The following is an 18545-nucleotide window of genomic DNA, read 5'->3' on the forward strand; positions in this document are numbered from 1 at the left end:
CCGGGTCGCATCCGCACCCGGCGGCTTTTGCTATGCCCTCGCCGGGTGCCACCATCAACCCCTGGGCAACCCCAAGGGCCGCATTCACGCAGTTTTCGTCCCCGGTGCCCCGCGCGCGATAATCGAACGCGGAGCCGCGGAATGAGGGAATGCTCGGACGTCCTAACACTGGCCACTGGCAGTTCGGGCGTGAGCGCGGCCCGTCACACACAACCGGTGAAGGACAACCACTCATGACGCAGCCCACGATCGAGCTCAAGCCGTCCGCCAGTCCGCTCTCCGCCACGGAGCGCGAGGCGATCCTGGCCAACCCCGGCTTCGGCCGCCACTTCACCGACCACATGGTGACGATCAAGTGGACCGAGGGCCGCGGCTGGCACGACGGACAGCTCGTTCCGTACGGCCCGCTCTCCCTGGACCCCGCGAACATGACCCTGCACTACGCGCAGGAGATCTTCGAGGGCCTCAAGGCGTACCGTCAGCCCGACGGCTCCGTGGCGACCTTCCGCCCCGACAAGAACGCCCGGCGCTTCCAGGCCTCGGCCCGCCGCCTCGGCATGCCGGAACTGCCCGTCGAGACGTTCATCGAGGCCTGTGACGTGCTCGTCCAGCAGGACAGCGCCTGGGTGCCCGCGCACGGCGGCGAGGAGTCCCTCTACCTCCGTCCGTTCATGATCGCGACCGAGGTCGGGCTGGGTGTGAAGCCCGCCAACGAGTACCTGTTCCTGGTGATCGCCTCGCCCGCCGGCGCCTACTTCGCCGGTGGCGTGAAGCCGGTCTCGATCTGGCTCTCGGAGGACCGTGTCCGCGCCGTCCCCGGCGGCATGGGCGACGCCAAGACGGGCGGCAACTACGCGGCCTCCCTCCTCGCCCAGGCCGAGGCCGCCGCCAAGGGCTGCGACCAGGTCTGCTACCTCGACGCCGTGGAGCACAAGTGGGTCGAGGAACTCGGCGGCATGAACCTGTACTTCGTGTACGGCGACAAGATCGTCACCCCGTCGCTGACCGGCTCCATCCTGGAGGGCGTCACCCGTGACTCCCTCCTCACCGTCGCCCGTGACCTCGGCTACGGCTCCGAGGAGGGCCGCGTCTCCATTGAGCAGTGGCAGAACGACGCCGCGAACGGCACCCTGACCGAGGTCTTCGCGTGCGGCACCGCCGCGGTCATCACCCCCGTCGGCACCGTCAAGCGGTCCGGCACCGAATGGCAGCACTCGGACGGTGAGCCCGGCGAGGTCACCCTGAAGCTGCGCAACGCGCTGCTGGACATCCAGCGGGGCGTGACCGAGGACAAGCACGGCTGGATGCACCCGCTGGGCTGATGCGACCCGACGCCCGTGCCCGCCCCGGATCGCGAACCGGGGCGGGCACGGGCGTTCTCGGAACGCGCCGGGTCGCCGTGCCCGCGGGGCACCGGACGGCACTAGGCCGCCGGTTCCGCGTCACGGGGCGCGATCAGGTTCACCGGCCCGGTCGGGCGACCTGGACGCCGCTGTCGGCGTGGGCGAGGTCGTCCCCGGCGAGGACAGGGTCGGATGTCCGCCGGGGCGAGAGCAGCAGATGAGCCACCCCGCCCACCGCTCCCGACAGCAGGAAGCTGCAGTCCACCCCGCCCGTCAGTGACAGCAGGGGTCCCTCGTACGAGGGCAGGGACACGGCCAGCAGGCCCACGAAGGCGCCCAGTGCCCAGGACACCGTGGCCTGGATGTTCCAGCCGCCCCGGTACCAGTAGATCCCGCCCCGCGAGCGGCGGTTGAAGACCTGGAGGGCGTCCGGGTCGTAGACGCCCCGGCAGCGGGCGAAGCCGATCAGGGTGATGACGGCCCACGGGGTGCCGATGGCGGTCAGCAGGAGGACGAAGGACGTCATCGCGGACTGCGCGTCCCAGGCGTAGTGGCCCACGAAGACACAGGCGGTGGCGACGACGGCGACCGTGCAGGTGGCGCGGGCCCGCGAGGCGCGGGGCAGGATCGCGTCCAGGTCGAGGCCCATCGAGTAGAGCATCAAGCCCGCGTTGCCGACCGATCCCGCGGAGGCCGCCAGCAGGAGCGGGACCAGGTACCAGGTGGGGGAGGCGGTGACGAGGGGGCCCGCGTAGTCGAGGGCCGCCCGCGCCGCGTACGCCGTGAAGGTGCCGAACAGCTGGGGGACGAGGAGTCCGGCGATCAGGCCGAGCCAGGTGGCGTGCAGGACGGTGCGCGAGGAGTGGCGGGCCGGGGAGATGTAGCGCGTGTAGTCGCCGAGGAGCGTGATGAAGGCGATCGGGCCGGACAGGCCGGCCGCCACGGCGGCGAGCAGCCAGGTCGGCCAGAAGGAGCCGAGCAGATAGCCGCCGGCCTCCGGGAGCGCGGCCGTGGTGAAGTGCGGCGCGTACGCGATCACGCCGAGGATCAGCAGGGCCGTCATCGCGAGGGCCAGCACGCGGGACATGGCGAGGAGCACGCGGTAGCCGTACACGGCGCCGGCGACGGTGGCGGCGGCGAGCAGCGCGTAGACGACGGCGTACGACAGTCCGTCGTCCGGCAGTCCGAAGAGGCGGCCGAGCACGCTGACCATCACGTCGCCGCCGATCCACACGGTCAGGGCGGTGTAGCCGAGGGCGAGGAGCAGACCGACGACGGAGCCGACCAGACGCCCGCGGACGCCGAACTGGGCGCCGGAGGACGTCGACAGGTTCGTCGCCGTGCGCAGCGAGACCAGGGCCAGCGGGGCCGTGAGCGCGGTGCCGATCACCGTGCCCGCCACGATCGAGCTCACCGAGGCCCACCAGCCGAGCCCGAAGGACGGGGGCAGCCAGCCGAAGATGATCACGCCGAGGCAGAGGTTGGAGCCGAGCAGGATCGACACCAGATCGCGGGGACCGCTGGTGCGTTCCTCATCGGGGATGGTGTCGACTCCGCGCTGTTCTATCGGCATGGCTGGTCTCCTTCGACGGCCGCCTGAAGTTTGAGCGACGTTCAATGTGGACCGTATGAACGTCGTCCGTCAATGTTTCCGTTTCATGAATCCGGCGTTTAGAGTGATGTTCTAATCAGTGGGAAGCAAGGAGGTGCCGCGTCGTGAGACTGACCCCCACGGAACGTGACCGGCTGCTGCTCTTCGGAGCCGCGGAGCTGGCCCGCGCACGCCGCGCCAGAGGCCTGCGGCTCAACGTCCCGGAGGCGACCGCGCTCATCGCCGACACCGTGTGCGAGGCCGCCCGCGACGGACGCAGGCTCACCGAGGCCGTCGAGGCGGCCCGGTCCGTGCTCGGCCCCGACGACGTGCTGCCCGGTGTCGCCGACGTCGTCACCGAGGTGCACGTCGAGGCCGTCTTCGACGACGGCTCGCGACTCGCGGTGGTCAGCGACCCCATCGGCGGCGGCCTCGGCGAACAGGCACCGGGCGCCCTGCTGCCAGCGCCGGAGCACGACGAGCCCGAGGCGGCCGTCCGTCTGACGGTGACCAACACGGCCACCGTCCCCGTCTCCGTCACCTCCCACTTCCACTTCTTCGAGGCCAACCCGCGGCTCGACTTCGACCGGCCCGCGGCCTACGGCATGCGGCTCGCCGTGCCCGCCGGCTCGTCCGTCCGCTTCGGCCCGGGGGAGAGCGCCGAGGTCGGGCTGCTGCCCATCGGCGGCGCGCGCGTCGCGATCGGTTTCGCCGGCCTCGTCGACGGGCCGCTGGACGCCCCCGGAGCCAGAGAAGAGGCCCTGCGCCGGGCCGCCGCCTGCGGCTACCTCGGCGTACCGGAAACCCGTGACCAGGAGGTCGAGCGATGAGCCGCCCCGGAGGCCACCCCGCCGAGGCCCGCCGCCTCACCCCGTACGAGTACGCAGCCACCCACGGGCCGCGTGCCGGTGACCGGATCCGTCTCGGTGACAGTGGGCTGACAGTGCGCGTGGAGTCCGACGCGCAGCGGTACGGCGACGAGTTCCTCGCCGGTTTCGGCAAGACCGCTCGTGACGGGCTGCACCTGAAGGCCGCCGCGGTCCGCGAGACGTGTGACGTCGTGATCAGCAATGTGGTGGTGATCGACGCGGTGCAGGGCATCCGCAAGGTCTCCATCGGCATCCGCGAGGGCCGGATCTGCTCGATCGGCCGGGCGGGCAATCCCGACACCCTGGACGGTGTCGACGTGGTCGTGGGCACCGGCACCTCCATCGTCTCCGGCGAGGGACTCATCGCCACCGCCGGGGCCGTGGACACGCACGTCCACCTGCTGTCGCCGCGCATCATGGAGGCCTCGCTGGCCTCCGGGGTGACCACGGTCATCGGCCAGGAGTTCGGCCCGGTGTGGGGTGTGGGGGTCAACTCGCCCTGGGCGCTGCGCCACGCCTTCAACGCGTTCGACGCCTGGCCCGTCAACATCGGCTTCCTGGGCCGTGGTTCGTCCTCCGACGGCGCGCCGCTGGTGGAGGCGCTCGCCGAGGGCGGCGCGTCCGGTTTCAAGGTGCACGAGGACATGGGCGCCCACACGCGTGCCCTGGACACCGCGCTGCGGGTGGCCGAGGAGCATGACGTGCAGGTCGCCCTGCACAGCGACGGCCTGAACGAGTGTCTGTCGGTCGAGGACACCCTGCGTGTGCTGGAAGGGCGCACCATCCACGCGTTCCACATCGAGGGCTGCGGCGGCGGCCATGTGCCCAACGTCCTGAAGATGGCGGGTGTTGCGAACGTCATCGGTTCGTCCACCAATCCGACGCTGCCCTTCGGCCGGGACGCGGTCGCCGAGCACTACGGGATGATCGTGTCGGTCCACGACCTCAAGACCGACCTGCCGGGCGACGCGGCCATGGCCCGCGACCGTATCCGTGCCGGCACGATGGGTGCCGAGGACGTGCTGCACGACCTGGGCGCGATCGGGATCACCTCGTCGGACGCGCAGGGCATGGGCCGCGCGGGCGAGACCGTGCGACGGACCTTCGCGATGGCCGGGAAGATGAAGGCCGAGCTCGGCGCCCCCGAGAGCGACGACAACGCGCGCGTCCTGCGCTACATGGCCAAGCTGACCATCAACCCGGCCATCGCGCACGGCCTCGCGCACGAGGTCGGCTCCATCGAGACCGGCAAGCTCGCCGACATCGTGCTGTGGCGGCCCGAGTACTTCGGCGCCAAGCCGCAGCTCGTCCTGAAGTCCGGTTTCCCCGCGTACGGCGTCGTCGGCGACCCGGGCGCCGCCACCGACACCTGTGAACCCCTCGTCCTGGGACCGCAGTTCGGGGCGCACGGCGCCACGCCCGCCGAGATCTCGGTGGCCTTCGTCGCCCAGGCCGCGCTCGACCAGGGCAACGACCGGATGCCCACCCGCAGGCGGCGCGTCGCCGTCCGCGGCACCCGCGGCATCGGCCCCGCCGACCTGCGGCTCAACTCCCGTACCGGAGCCGTCGACGTGGACCAGCGCACCGGACTGGTCACCCTCGACGGTGAGCCGCTGCGCTCGGAGCCCGCCGACTCGGTGTCCCTGAACCGCCTCTACTTCCTGTAAACGCCACGGCCTTGAGGACCTTCGCCATGAACACCCCCGCCTCCGACGGCTTCCGTATGCCCGCCGAATGGACCCCGCACGAGCGGACCTGGATGGCGTGGCCGGGCGCCAACCCCACCTTCGACGACCCTGACGACCTCGCCCGGGCCCGGGAGGCCTGGGCGGCGGTGGCGCGCACGGTCCGCCGCTTCGAACCGGTCACCGTCGTGTGCGGCCCCGGGCAGTCCGCCGAGGCGCGGGCTCTGCTCGGCCCGGACGTCGACACCGTCGAGCGTGAACTCGACGACGCGTGGATGCGGGACATCGGCCCCACCTTCCTCACCGACGGCAAGGGCGCGCTCGCGGCCGTGGACTGGACGTTCAACGGCTGGGGCGCCCAGGACTGGGCGCGCTGGGAGCACGACGCGAAGGTGGGCGCGCACGTCGCCGACCTGGCCGGGGCCCGTACGTACGCCTCGAAGCTGGTCAACGAGGGCGGCGCGATCCACGTCGACGGCGACGGGACGGTGCTCCTGACCGAGACCGTGCAGCTCGGCCCCGAGCGCAATCCCCACTGGACGCGCGAGCAGGTCGAGGCGGAGATCCACGCCCACCTCGGCACCCGCAAGGCGATCTGGCTGCCGCGCGGACTGACCGGCGACTATCCGCCCTACGGCTTCGGCACGCTGGGCCACGTCGACATCGTCGCCGCCTTCGCGCGGCCGGGCGTGGTCGTCGTCCACTCCCAGCAGGACCCGGCCCACCCGGACCACGAGGTCAGCAAGGAGGTCGTCGGGCTGCTGGGCGCGCAGACCGACGCGCGGGGCCGCCGGCTGGAGGTCGTCGAGGTGCCGGCCCCGACGGTCCTGGAGGCCGACGGCCACTGGGCGGACTACTCGTACATCAACCACTATCTGTGCAACGGCGGCGTCGTGCTGTGCGGCTTCGACGACCCGCGCGACGAGATCGCGGCCGGGATCTTCCGCCGGCTGTTCCCGGAGCGGACGGTGACGCTGGTGGACGCACGTACGATCTTTGCCGGGGGCGGTGGCATCCACTGCATCACCCAGCAGCAGCCGAGGATCTGAGACCCAGGAGTCACTCGTGGCCGAAAGCCGCACACCGCGGAGGAAGAACGCTCCGCCGCGGGAGGATGTGCTGGCCGTAGCCATGGACATGATTGCCGAGCGCGGTCTGGAGAAGCTGACCATGGCGGCGCTCGGCCGCGAGGTGGGCATGAGCAGCGGCCATCTCCTCTACTACTTCCACTCCAAGGACGAACTCCTGCTGCGGACCCTGGAGTGGAGCGAGGGCCGCCTCGGCGCCGAGCGCGCCAGGCTGCTCACCCGGGACGCGCCCGCCCGCGAGCGGCTGGACGCGTTCGTCGACCTGTACGTCCCCGACGGCCACCGCGACCCGCACTGGACACTCTGGCTGGAGGTCTGGAACCGCTCGCAGAACGCCGACGAGGACGCCCGGGAACGGCAGGTCGCCATCGAGGGCGCCTGGCACCGGGACCTGGTCGCGCTCCTCGCCGAGGGCATCTCGCGCGGCGAGTTCCGCGCCGTCGACCCGGACCGCTTCGCCGCCCGGCTGCGCTCCCTCCTCGACGGCTTCTCCATCCATGTCGCGATCGGCCTGCGCGGCACGGACCGGGCGCATGTTCTCGGCCATGTCAGGGAGTTCCTGGACGAGTCGCTGGGGCGGGCGGGGCGCGCGGACACCTGATCAGGGCCTCAGGGCTCCCGGGCGCCACCGGAGGCGGGCCAGGCGGGCCGGCGGGCGGCGACGGGTTGTGCGCCGACCTGCGCGGTGTCCACCGTCGCGTAGCCCGCTGTTCGCATCCTGAGACGCCCGGTGAGCACAGGGGCGGTATGTGCCAGACTGCCCCCGTGCTCTCGTTCGCCATGATTATTGGCAGCAGGCGCGCCGGTCCGCAGTGAACGCCTCGTACCACCACGTACGGGCGGACACCGTCGTCCTCGACCCGCGCGCAGACCTCTCGCACCCGCGAGAGGTTTTTCGTTTTCCTGGCCCACCTCAAGCCGGGAAGGGAGCGCGAGGGACCATGGGGGGACGGTGGAGCCGGTCATTCCGGTAGACCGAGATCCAACATCAGGAGCCAGAGACCATGACGGAAACCAGCGAACTCGACGATTCCTTCCACGTCTTCGACACGACCCTGCGCGACGGCGCGCAGCGTGAGGGCATCAACCTCACCGTGGCGGACAAGCTGGCCATCGCACGGCACCTGGACGACTTCGGGGTGGGCTTCATCGAGGGCGGCTGGCCCGGCGCCAACCCGCGCGACACCGAGTTCTTCGCCCGCGCCCAGCAGGAGATCGACTTCAAGCACGCCGAGCTCGTGGCGTTCGGCGCCACCCGCCGGGCCGGCGCGAAGGCTTCGGAGGATCCGCAGGTCAAGGCGCTCCTCGACTCGGGCGCCCAGGTGATCACCCTCGTCGCCAAATCCCACGACCGCCATGTCGAGCTCGCCCTGCGCACCACCCTGGACGAGAACTTGGAGATGGTCCGCGACACCGTCTCCTACCTGCGCTCGCAGGGCCGCCGCGTCTTCGTCGACTGCGAGCACTTCTTCGACGGCTACCGCGCCAACCCCGCCTACGCGAAGGCCGTCGTCCGCGCGGCGTCCGAGGCCGGCGCCGACGTCGTCGTCCTGTGCGACACCAACGGCGGCATGCTCCCGGCGCAGGTCCAGGCCGTCGTGGCCACCGTCCTCGCGGACACCGGCGCCCGGCTCGGCATCCACGCCCAGGACGACACGGGCTGCGCGGTCGCCAACACCCTCGCCGCCGTCGACGCGGGCGCCACCCACGTCCAGTGCACCGCCAACGGCTACGGCGAGCGCGTCGGCAACTCCAACCTGTTCCCCGTCGTGGCCGCACTGGAGCTCAAGTACGGCAAGAAGGTGCTCCCCGAGGGAGCCCTGCGCGAGATGACCCGCATCTCCCACGCGATCGCCGAGGTCGTCAACCTCACCCCCTCCACGCACCAGCCCTACGTGGGCGTGTCCGCCTTCGCCCACAAGGCGGGCCTGCACGCGTCCGCCATCAAGGTCGACCCGGACCTCTACCAGCACATCGACCCCGAGCAGGTCGGCAACACCATGCGGATGCTGGTCTCCGACATGGCGGGCCGCGCCTCCATCGAGCTCAAGGGCAAGGAGCTCGGCATCGACCTCGGCGGGGACCGCGAGCTGGTCGGCCGTGTCGTCGAGCGGGTCAAGGAGCGCGAGCTCCAGGGCTACACCTACGAGGCCGCGGACGCGAGCTTCGAACTGCTGCTGCGCGCGGAGGCCGAGGGCAGGCCGCTCAAGTACTTCGAGGTCGAGTCCTGGCGCGCCATCGTCGAGGACCGCCCGGACGGGTCCCACGCCAACGAGGCCACGGTCAAGCTCTTCGCCAAGGGCGAGCGCATCGTCGCCACCGCCGAGGGCAACGGCCCGGTCAACGCGCTGGACCGCGCGCTGCGCGTCGCCCTGGAGAAGATCTACCCCCAGCTCGCCAAGCTGGAGCTCGTCGACTACAAGGTCCGCATCCTGGAGGGCAAGCACGGCACGTCCTCCACGACCCGCGTACTCATCTCCACCTCCGACGGCACCGGCGAGTGGTCCACGGTGGGCGTCGCCGAGAACGTCATCGCGGCGTCGTGGCAGTCCCTGGAGGACGCGTACACGTACGGCCTGCTGCGGGCCGGGGTGGAGCCGGCGGCGTAGGCGCCCCGAAGGCCGGAGGGGCCGGGGAGGGCCCCTCCAGCCTGTCGGACGGCGGGCGCGGCGCGCACGGCGACCGGACGTCGTCGCGCCGGCGCCCGCACGGTCCTACTGGAGCCGCCACTTCTGGTTGGCCGCTCCCGTGCAGGACCAGATCTGCGCCCGCGCGCCGTTCGCGGACGAGTTGTCCGTCACGTCGAGGCACTTGTTCGCCGCGGCGTTCACCACGTCACCCGTGGACGCGTTGTACGACCACTGCTGTGCCCCCGTGCCGTTGCAGTCGTACAGCTGCACCTTGGCCCCGTCGGCGGTGGAGCCGCCCGTCACGTCGAGGCACTTGCCGAGCGCCCGGACGGAGCCGTCCGCCTGCACGGTCCAGTTCTGCGCCGAGGACCCGTTGCAGTCGTAGAGCTGCACCGCCGAGCCGTTCGCGGACGAGCCGCCCGCCACGTCCAGGCACTTGCCGGCGAGTCCGACGAAGGCCCCCGAACGGCTCCCGCCGCCCGACTGCGTGCCCGACCAGGTGAAGGTCGCCGACGTCCGGCCCGGCAGCGAGTAGGTGGCGTGCTGGCCGCCCCAGTTGACGGTCACGGTCTTCGCGGACGACGCCTCGTTGTACGCGATCAGTGCCTTCGACCCGTCGGGATTGCGCCAGGCCACGTTGGGCACGGCGGACGAGGCCGTGGAGGCGATCCGCTGCGCTCCCGGCCGCACGAACTTCGTCAGGTGCCCCATCGTGTAGTACTCGATCGTGTAGTCGACGGTCCCGCTCGCCCCGTCCCCGTTGTGCACGGTGATCAGCCCGGAGCAGGTGCCGCAGCCGCCGTTGTGCGGCCCCCGGTTCTGGTCCACGGCCAGCGACCACTTGGTCACCGACTTCGCCCAGTTCCGGGTGTAGTCGACGATGTTGAGCATGTCCTCGCGCTGCTGGTCGGCGATCCAGGTGCCACCGGAGTGCTCGGTGCCGAAGGCGTCGAGGCCCGGGTACTGGTTGTGCACGCTCGTCTGCTTGCCGACGTCGCCGCCGTACCCGTGCCAGGCGATCCCGCCGAAGTTCGGGTGCGAGCGGACCGCCGCGTCGTCCACGGTCTGCGCGGCGTACGCGTCGTACACGTCCCAGTTCCAGTCGTGCGCGAGGACCTTCGTGGACAGCCCCGCCGCCTGGAGCTTGGGCAGCAGCTCGCTCTTGGTGAAGTAGGCGAGCCCCGAGGCGTTCCAGCTCATCGAGGGGTAGCCTGAGCAGCACGTCGGCTCGTTCTGCGCGGTGACGTACGCGACGGGCACGCCCTGGTCGCGGTAGGCCTGGAGGTACTTCACGAAGTACGAGGCGTACGCGCCGTAGTCCTCCGCCTTCAGCCAGCCGCCGTTGAGCTGGCCGCTGTCCTTCATCCAGGCGGGTGCCGTCCACGGCGAGGCCATCACGGTCAGGGACGGGTTGAGCTGGAGCGCCTGCTTGGTCAGGGGCACCACGTCCGCGAGGTCGTGGGCGATCGAGAACTTCGACAGCGAGGGGTCCGTCTGTCCGGCCGGGACGTCGTCGTAGGTGTAGCCGTACCGCGCGAGGTCGGAGGCGCCCATGGGGTTGCGCAGGAAGGACAGCCCGATGCCGTCCGTCGGCGAGAACAGCTTCCGCATCGTGGCGTCCCGCGTGCTCTGCGACAGCGCTCCGCTGCTGTTCATCAGCCAGGCCGCGGTGTCCGTGAAGGACGCCCCGCCGCCGGTGAAGGTCTGGTACCGGGTGTTCTCGTCGACGGTGATGTTCTCGCCGCTTCCGCCGCTGCCGGACTGGAAGGCGAACGGCGTCTGGGCCTGGAGCCCGCGCACGACGTGCCGCCCGCCGGCGTCGTCGGTCGTGGTCAGCCAGGCGGTCACCTGTTCGCCCGCGGCCTGCGCGGGCACGGTGCCGACGGCGGTCAGCCCGGCGGTCGTCAGCAGCCCGGCGACGAGTAGCCGGGCCGCCCGGATGGATCTCCTCATGGCGCGCCGCCCTTCTGTGTGGGGGTGGGGGACGGGGCGTGCGAGCCGTGAGTAAATGACGGCTTCGGGTGCACGTCAAGAGGGTGCGCGTTCAGTTTCCGAAGGAACAACTCCCCTGATCCGGCCGTGAGTTGCCTGTGTACCGGTTCTGACGTGAAGTCTTGACGGCTGCCTGGGGCGCCAGTTAACTCACGCCGTGATCTAAGTCGTAAGAGGAGTGTACGAGTTCAGTCACCGCACGGAGAGACTCGAGGGAAGGTCCATGCGAAGAACCGCCCTGCTCGTGTCCGCCGCCCTGCTCACCGGACTGCTGCCGCTGGCCTCCGCGAGCGCCGCGGCGGGCGCCGACGAACCGGCCCCCGTCCCCGTCGACCGCTTCGAGGGCGAGGTGCCCTTCGCCGGCCAGCCCGCCGACGGCATCTTCACCTGGGGGAGCGACTCCGACGACCCGCCCCGGCTCGCTCTGACCGCCCGCACCGACGCACCCGAGGGCGACAAGGTCCTCACCGGCTCCTACGACATCAGCGGCTACGGCGGCTTCACCCACGACTTCGCCGCCGCCCTGCCCGCCCACGACTGGTCGGCCCACAAGGGCATCCGCTTCTGGTGGGAGGGTCGCGGCAGCGGCAAGAAGATCAGCTTCGAGATCAAGGACGGCGGCGCCCACGGCGAGGCTTCCGAACTGTGGACGACGTCCTTCGCGGACGACTTCACCGGCTGGAAGCAGATCGAGATCCCCTTCACCGACTTCACCTATCGCACGGACTACCAGCCCGTCGGCGGCATCGACCAGGTGCTCGGCCTCACGCAGATGTGGGGGTACGCGGTCACCCTGCCGGTCGGCGTCAAGGGCGAGTTCGCCATGGACGGCGTCGAGCTGTACGGCAAGGCGGACCAGTCGCTGCGCGCCTCCGTGACCACCGATGCCGCGGTCCACCCGGTGAAGGAGGGCGGCACGGCGGACGTGCGCGTCTCGATCGCCACCACCGGCTCCGCCCCGATCGACGAACCGGTGACCGTCGCCTACGAGAGCGCCGGCGGGACCGCCGATCCGGACAAGGACTACACCCCGGTCAGGGGGACGATCACCTTCCCGGCGGGGACCGTCTCGGGCGCCTCCCGGACGATCCACGTACGGACGCTGAAGGACCGGTCCGCCGAACCCGCCGAGACGATCCCCCTCAAGCTCACGGTCACCGGCGCCAAGGCCCCCGCCGAGAGCCCGCAGGTGGTCGTCGACGCCCACGGCCTGCCCTACCTCGACCCGAAGGTGCCGGTGCGCAAGCGGGTCGCCGACCTCGTCTCCCGGATGTCCCTGGAGGAGAAGGCCGGCCAGATGACCCAGGCCGAGCGCGGCGCGGTCACCGCGCAGGGCGACATCGCGGCCTACGGCCTCGGCTCGCTCCTGTCCGGCGGCGGCTCGACCCCCACGCCCAACACCCCCGCGGCATGGGCGAAGATGATCGACGCCTTCCAGCTCCGGGCCCAGGCGACCCGTTTCCAGATCCCGCTCGTCTACGGCGTGGACGCGGTGCACGGCCACAACAACCTCGTCGGCTCGACGATCATGCCGCACAACATCGGCATCGGCGCGACCCGCGACCCCGAACTGGCCGAACGGACCGGCGCGGTCACGGCCTCCGAGGTCCGCGCCACAGGCATCCCGTGGGACTTCGCGCCCTGCCTGTGCGTGACCCGCGACGAACGCTGGGGCCGCTCCTACGAGTCCTTCGGTGAGGACCCGGCGCTCGTCGAGTCCATGGAGACCGTCATCCAGGGGCTCCAGGGCGCCCGCGACGGCAGGGACCTGAAGGACGACGACAAGGTGCTGGCCACCGCCAAGCACTTCGTCGGCGACGGCGGCACGGAGTACGGCTCGTCCACCACCGGCTCCTACACCATCGACCAGGGCGTCACCAAGGTCACCCGGCAGCAGCTGGAGGCCGTGCACCTGGCGCCGTACCAGGAGGCCGTGGACCGCGGCATCGGCTCCGTCATGCCCTCCTACTCCTCGCTCGACGTCCTCGGCGACGGACAGGGGCCGGTGAAGATGCACGCCCGCGGGGACATGATCAACGGCGTGCTCAAGGACCGCATGGGCTTCGACGGCTTCGTCATCAGCGACTGGGCGGCCATCGACCAGCTCCCCGGCGACTACGCGTCCGACGTCCGCACCTCCGTCAACGCCGGCCTCGACATGATCATGGTTCCGTACGCCTACAAGGACTTCCGCGCCGCGCTGGTCGCCGAGGTGAAGGCGGGCCGGATCGGCGAGGCGCGCGTCGACGACGCCGTCTCGCGGATCCTCACCCAGAAGTTCAAGCTCGGCCTCTTCGAGAAGCCGTACGCGGACACCAGCGGCGCCTCGCGCATCGGCTCGCCCGCGCACCGCGCCGTGGCCCGCGAAGCCGCCGCCGAGTCCCAGGTCCTGCTGAAGAACTCCGGCGGCGTCCTGCCCCTGAAGAAGTCCCAGAAGGTCTACGTCGCCGGATCGAACGCCGACGACATCGGCAACCAGACCGGCGGCTGGACCATCACCTGGCAGGGATCGTCCGGAAAGATCACGGACGGCACGACGATCCTCGACGGGATGCGGCGCGCCGGCGGCGACGTCACCTATTCCAAGGACGCCTCGGCGCCCACCGACGGCTACGACGTCGGTGTGGTCGTCGTCGGCGAGACCCCGTACGCCGAGGGCGTCGGCGATGTCGGCAACGGCAACGACCTGGAGCTGACCGCCGCCGACAAGGCCGCCGTGGACAAGGTGTGCGCGGCCATGAAGTGCGCCGTGCTGATCGTCTCCGGACGGCCGCAGCTCATCGGCGACCGCCTCGGCGCCGTGGACTCGCTCGTCGCGTCCTGGCTGCCGGGCACCGAGGGCGACGGCGTCGCCGACGTGCTGTACGGGAAGCGGGCCTTCTCCGGCCGGCTGCCCGTCACCTGGCCGAAGTCCGGGTCCCAGCTGCCGATCAACGTCGGTGACACGGCCTACGACCCGCAGTTCCCCTACGGCTGGGGCCTCACCACGCTCACGAAGGTCCCGGCCGGCGGCTCGGCGACCCTGCGGGCCCTCGCCCTCGTCGCCGCCGCGGCGGACCGGGCCGGATCGGCCTCGGCGGGCCGCGCGGCCGTGACCAAGGCCCGCCTCCTCGTCCAGCAGAGGATCGGCACGACGATCACGTCCGCGACCGCCAAGCCCTTCGCGGACGCCGACCACCTCCTGCTGACGGGCCACTACGCGAGCGCGGTGGCGAAGCTGAAGGAGGCGTACGAGGCGGCCGGCTGACACCCGGGCGCGAGAACGGCGGGGGCGGCGGGGGACGGAGTGCCCGGCGCCCCCGCTCCCTGTCCGCCCGGGCCCGCCCCTGGTCCCGCCGCTCCTCGTTCCGGATCCCGCACCGATGCCCAATTCGGTGCATTTCGGGTAGCTTCGAAGACATGAAGCCCGCTCGCACCCGAGGTCTCCCGGGATGGCGGGGTCTCCCGGGACTGCTCGTCGCGCTGGTTCTCACCGCCCTGGCGGTCCTCGCGACCGGCGTCTCCCGCGCCCAGGCGGCCACCGACGTGGACGCGGTGGCCGCCGCCCTGCGCGAAAGCCCCGTCTACGTCGATCCGGCGGCCTCCGCGCAGCTCCCCAAGGCGGACGCCGACGCCCTGGCCAAGAAGATCAAGGACGCGGACAAGCCCGTCTTCGTGGCCGTCCTCCCGGCCGGGTTCCCGTCCCAGAGCCTCTTCCAGAACCTGCGCACCGCCACCGGCATCACCGGCCTGTACGGGGTCCGGCTCGGCGACCGCTTCGACGCGCGGGCCGACGCCGCGGTGATGTCCCGCACCGCCGTGCAGAATCTCGTCACCAGCGTCCAGGGCGAGGACACGAAGACCCAGCTGAACGACTTCACGGACCGCGCGCTCGCCAACATCCGGGGCTCCGCCCCCGCGAGCTGGGACAGCGGCTCGGCGGGCGGCGGCGTCTCCACGGCCGCCCTGGTCACGGTCGCCGCGGTGGTCGTGGCGGGCGGCGCGGGCGCCTACACGCTCGCCCGCCGCAACCGGCGCCGCAAGGAAGAGGAACGGAAGGCGGCGCTCGACAAGCTCCGCGTGGTCGTGGACGAGGACATCACGGCCTTCGGCGAGGAGCTCGACCGGCTCGACTTCCATCCCGCGGAGGCGGGGGCGGACGACGCGATGCGCGCGGACTACGAACGTGCGCTGGACGCCTACGAGCAGGCGAAGTCGTTCATGGCGGCGGCCACCCGGCCCGAGGACGTCAGCGCGGTGACGCAGGCCCTGGAGGACGGCCGGTTCTCGCTCGCCGTGCTGGCCGCACGCCGTGAGGGCCGCCCCCTCCCCGAGCGTCGCGCCCCTTGTTTCTTCGACCCGCGGCACGGCCCGTCCGTCGCCGACGCGACATGGACGCCGGCGGGCGGCGCGGCCCGCCAGGTGCCGGTCTGCGCGGCGGACCGGGCCCGGCTGGCCGACGGGGTGTCCCCGGCCGTCCGTGAGGTCGAGACCGACTACGGACGCCGTCCGTACTGGGACGCGGGTCCGGCGTACGGCCCCTGGGCGGGCGGCTACTTCGGCGGCGGCATCCTGCCGGGCCTGCTCGTCGGCACCCTGCTCGGCAGTGCGATGGCCAGCCCCTCGTACGCCTCCGACTACGGGTCCGGGTACGGCGACTTCGCCGGCGGTTACGACGGCGGCGACGTCTCCGGCGCCGACTTCGACCCCGGTGACTTCGGCGGTGGCTTCGGGGACGGCGGGGGCGGCGACTTCGGCGGGGGAGGGGACTTCGGCGGCGGCTTCTGAGCCGTGCCCCCGGCCCCGGCCGGCCGCCGGCCGGGGCCGGAGATCACTTGAACGCCGCGGCGTTCCGTCCCGCCCAGTGCGTGAAGGCGTGCCCGGGCCGTCCGAGGAGCCGCTCGACGTCCGGGCTCACCCGCTGTTCCTCGGCCACCGGCGTGCCCAGGATGTCCAGGGTGGTGTCCGCCACCGGTTCGGGCATGAACCGCAGCATCTGCGCCCTGGCCTCCTCGCGGGTCTGCTCGACGAACCGCACCGGCTCGCCGACGGCGTCCGCGATTGCCGCGACCTGCTGCCGGGGCGAGACCGGCGCAGGGCCCGTCAGCTCGTAGGTCATGCCCGCGTGGCCGGGTTCCCGCAGGGCGAGAGCGGCGACCTCGGCGATGTCGAGCGGGTCGACGGTCGGCAGCGCGACGTCGCCGAAGGGCGCCCCGGCCGTCCGCGCCGCGCGGACCGTGCCGGCCCACACCAGCGTGTTGGAGTGGAAGCCGGCCGGCCGGAGCAGGGTCCACTCCAGCCCCGAGCGCTTGACCGCCTCCTCCTGCCCGGGCGGGTGACGCCGCGTGCCGACCCCTTGCGAGGAGAGGAGAACGACGCGCCGTACGCCGGTGTCCCGAGCGGTGCCGAGGACGCCGGACAGGTCTCCGCCCGACGCCAGGAATTCACCGGTGACCAGCAAGAACAGTGCCTCGGCTCCGTCCAACGCCGGTCGCAGGCTCACAGGGTCGGCCAGGTCCGCCCGGACGTGCCGCACCCCCGCCGGCAGGTCCGCCGCGCCCGTCGCCGAGGTGCCGCGCGACACCGCCGTCACCCTCTCGCCCGCCGCGTCCAGCGCCCGCACGAGCGGCCCGCCGACGTTGCCCGTGGCTCCCGTCACCACCATCACGATTGCTCTCCTTTGCCGTGCCGGCGGGCCTTCCGGTCGCTTTCGACCGGTTCCTGCCGTTTCCCTCGGACAAAAAGAAAGCTACCGTCCTTGGCATAGTAGGTACCTAGAGGAAAGTAATGGAGAGAGGGGCTCATCGTGACCGACGCCACATCCCGGTCGGCCGCCGTCGACGTCGACCCCGAGGCGGCCTGCCCGATCGCCCCCGTCGTCGACATCGTCTTCAGCCGCTGGACCACGCCCATCCTGTGGGCGCTGCACGAGTACGGGCGGCAGCGCTTCGTGGAACTGGAGCGCCGCATCACCCGGATCACGCCCAAGGTGCTGACCCAGCGGCTGCGCCAGCTGGAGCGCGACGGGCTGGTCGTGCGCACCTACCACCCCGAGGTCCCGCCGCGGGTGGAGTACGAGATCAGCGAGCTGGGCCGCAGTCTGGCCCCCCTGTTCGCGACGCTCGCGGAGTGGGCCGCGGTCAACCTGGACAAGGTCGAGGAGGCCCGGGTCGCCTACGACGCCGGCTGAGCCACCGACGCTCAGGCGTCGGGCAGTCGGAGCCACTCGCTCCAGGAGAGGTCACGTCCGATGAACCGGGGCCGCTCGAAGGGCCAGTCCTCGGCGATCCAGCGCGGCACGAGCGCGTCCAGATCGCGCTCCAGCGCGCTGCCGACGCGGGCGTCCACGACCCACCAGGAGATCTCGGCGTCGGCGCCTGCCTTCTCCGGCGGATCGATGTAGACACATCCGTACTCGGACGTGCCCGCGTCGTCGAACAGCACGTAGTTGAAGGACTGGTGGGCGGTGATCTCCGCCTCGTGCCGCTGGAGGTCCTGGAGGTTCGCCTCGTACGTCATGGTCTCGGCGGGCCATCCCCAGGCCTGGCCGAAGATGGACCAGAGCCGTTCGCGCGACCCCATGACGGCCGGGTAGTCGATGGCGGCGTCCGCGCCGGTGATCGGGCGCAGGTGATGCCCTCCGGGCACGTCGACGCGCAGCGGGTGGACGAAATCGACGGGCAACCAGGTCATGCCCGGAGGCTAACGACAGGGCGGAGCACCACGCACCGGGTTATCGGCCGCGACGCCGAGCCCCGCCGCGACGCCGGACCCTGCGCGGCGGCGCTCGGTGCCGCCGGCGTTCGTGCAGGGGAGGACCGCGGCCCTGGGCGCGCTACTTCCCGGCGCGCTGCCCGTGCCCCGTCACCCGGGCGATCCACGCGATGAAGTCGCCCGGGTCGGTGTTCGAACCGTGTCCCTCGTCCCAGTAGTAGACGTGGTCGACGTCGTCGCCCAGGCCGTCCAGCGCGGCGGTCGGCCACGGACGACGGCATGTAGCCGCCCACCGAGTTGGCGAGGAGGACGGGCGCGTCGCTCGCGTCCACGGCGACGCCGTCAAGGCGAGGCCGCCGACGGCCGCGGCTCCGGCCGTCGCGCCGATGCCCATGACGACGGCCCTGCGCTTCACTGCCCTGTGCTTCATCGAGGTCACTCCTCTTCGCGGCATGTCCGAACTGCCGTCCTGTCGACGGCGTTGCGAACGTGATCCGGCCGCGAAAAAAATGTCAACAATTCTGTTGACTTCATGGCGGACCCTCATCGATTCCCAGTCGGCTCACAGGGAAACCCCCCGGACATGCCGGAGCGCCCGTCCTTCTCGGGCGAGAAGGAGCGGGCGCTCCGGACGTGCCGCGGCGGGTGCGGCGG

Annotated in this window: 14 protein-coding genes; 9 read left to right on the forward strand and 5 right to left on the reverse strand. The window is 71.6% G+C overall.

Annotated elements, in window-relative coordinates:
- Positions 1–233: 233 nt before the first annotated feature.
- Complete coding sequence (locus BKI49_RS26800) at positions 234–1322, forward strand: branched-chain amino acid aminotransferase (RefSeq protein WP_095936843.1); 1089 nt, start codon at positions 234–236, stop codon at positions 1320–1322.
- Between the two features lie 139 nt (positions 1323–1461).
- On the opposite strand, the gene BKI49_RS26805 is transcribed toward BKI49_RS26800, so the two are convergent.
- On the reverse strand, positions 1462–2916 hold the full coding sequence (locus tag BKI49_RS26805) for a cytosine permease (protein WP_257004968.1): 1455 nt from the start codon (positions 2914–2916) through the stop codon (positions 1462–1464).
- 143 nt (positions 2917–3059) lie between these two features.
- Between BKI49_RS26805 and ureA the strand changes: the two genes are divergently transcribed.
- The 5 genes from ureA (at position 3060) to cimA (ending at position 9185) form a co-directional block, all read left to right on the forward strand.
- Positions 3060–3764, forward strand: a complete 705-nt coding sequence (ureA, locus tag BKI49_RS26810) for an urease subunit gamma (protein ID WP_095936844.1) — start codon at positions 3060–3062, stop codon at positions 3762–3764.
- On the forward strand, positions 3761–5470 hold the full coding sequence (locus BKI49_RS26815; protein WP_095936845.1) for an urease subunit alpha: 1710 nt from the start codon (positions 3761–3763) through the stop codon (positions 5468–5470). The genes ureA and BKI49_RS26815 overlap by 4 nt, the downstream gene beginning before the upstream one ends.
- Before the next feature lie 26 nt (positions 5471–5496).
- On the forward strand, positions 5497–6537 hold the full coding sequence (locus tag BKI49_RS26820) for an agmatine deiminase family protein (protein WP_095936846.1): 1041 nt from the start codon (positions 5497–5499) through the stop codon (positions 6535–6537).
- 82 nt (positions 6538–6619) lie between these two features.
- Entirely contained in the window at positions 6620–7177 is a 558-nt protein-coding gene (locus BKI49_RS26825; RefSeq protein WP_095936847.1) for a TetR/AcrR family transcriptional regulator, read from the forward strand.
- Positions 7178–7580: 403 nt separating this feature from the next.
- Positions 7581–9185, forward strand: a complete 1605-nt coding sequence (cimA, locus tag BKI49_RS26830) for a citramalate synthase (protein ID WP_095936848.1) — start codon at positions 7581–7583, stop codon at positions 9183–9185.
- Between the two features lie 105 nt (positions 9186–9290).
- On the opposite strand, the gene BKI49_RS26835 is transcribed toward cimA, so the two are convergent.
- Complete coding sequence (locus BKI49_RS26835; RefSeq protein WP_095936849.1) at positions 9291–11159, reverse strand: ricin-type beta-trefoil lectin domain protein; 1869 nt, start codon at positions 11157–11159, stop codon at positions 9291–9293.
- Between the two features lie 262 nt (positions 11160–11421).
- Here BKI49_RS26835 and BKI49_RS26840 point away from each other — a divergent pair, with 262 nt between their 5' ends.
- Both BKI49_RS26840 and BKI49_RS26845 read left to right on the forward strand, forming a co-directional pair.
- Positions 11422–14445 (forward strand): glycoside hydrolase family 3 protein, encoded by a 3024-nt coding sequence (locus tag BKI49_RS26840; protein ID WP_095936850.1) that lies wholly within the window; start codon positions 11422–11424, stop codon positions 14443–14445.
- Between the two features lie 152 nt (positions 14446–14597).
- Entirely contained in the window at positions 14598–15965 is a 1368-nt protein-coding gene (locus BKI49_RS26845) for a hypothetical protein (RefSeq protein ID WP_095936851.1), read from the forward strand.
- A gap of 43 nt (positions 15966–16008) precedes the next feature.
- Here BKI49_RS26845 and BKI49_RS26850 read toward each other — a convergent pair whose 3' ends face one another.
- Positions 16009–16845: an NAD(P)H-binding protein gene (locus BKI49_RS26850; RefSeq protein WP_095936852.1), complete on the reverse strand. Its 837-nt coding sequence runs from the start codon at positions 16843–16845 to the stop codon at positions 16009–16011.
- Positions 16846–16983: 138 nt separating this feature from the next.
- On the opposite strand from BKI49_RS26850, the gene BKI49_RS26855 reads away from it, so the two are divergent.
- Positions 16984–17367 (forward strand): winged helix-turn-helix transcriptional regulator, encoded by a 384-nt coding sequence (locus BKI49_RS26855; protein WP_095936853.1) that lies wholly within the window; start codon positions 16984–16986, stop codon positions 17365–17367.
- Between the two features lie 11 nt (positions 17368–17378).
- Here BKI49_RS26855 and BKI49_RS26860 read toward each other — a convergent pair whose 3' ends face one another.
- The gene (locus tag BKI49_RS26860) at positions 17379–17870 is read right to left on the reverse strand and encodes a GNAT family N-acetyltransferase (RefSeq protein WP_095936854.1); all 492 of its coding nucleotides are present in this window, start codon (positions 17868–17870) and stop codon (positions 17379–17381) included.
- Between the two features lie 142 nt (positions 17871–18012).
- The gene (locus tag BKI49_RS26865; RefSeq protein ID WP_095936855.1) at positions 18013–18321 is read right to left on the reverse strand and encodes a hypothetical protein; all 309 of its coding nucleotides are present in this window, start codon (positions 18319–18321) and stop codon (positions 18013–18015) included.
- Positions 18322–18545: the final 224 nt, after the last annotated feature.

Origin of the sequence: Streptomyces sp. Tue6028 (assembly GCF_002300165.1) — a bacterium.
Classification (GTDB): Bacteria; Actinomycetota; Actinomycetes; order Streptomycetales; family Streptomycetaceae; genus Streptomyces; species Streptomyces siamensis.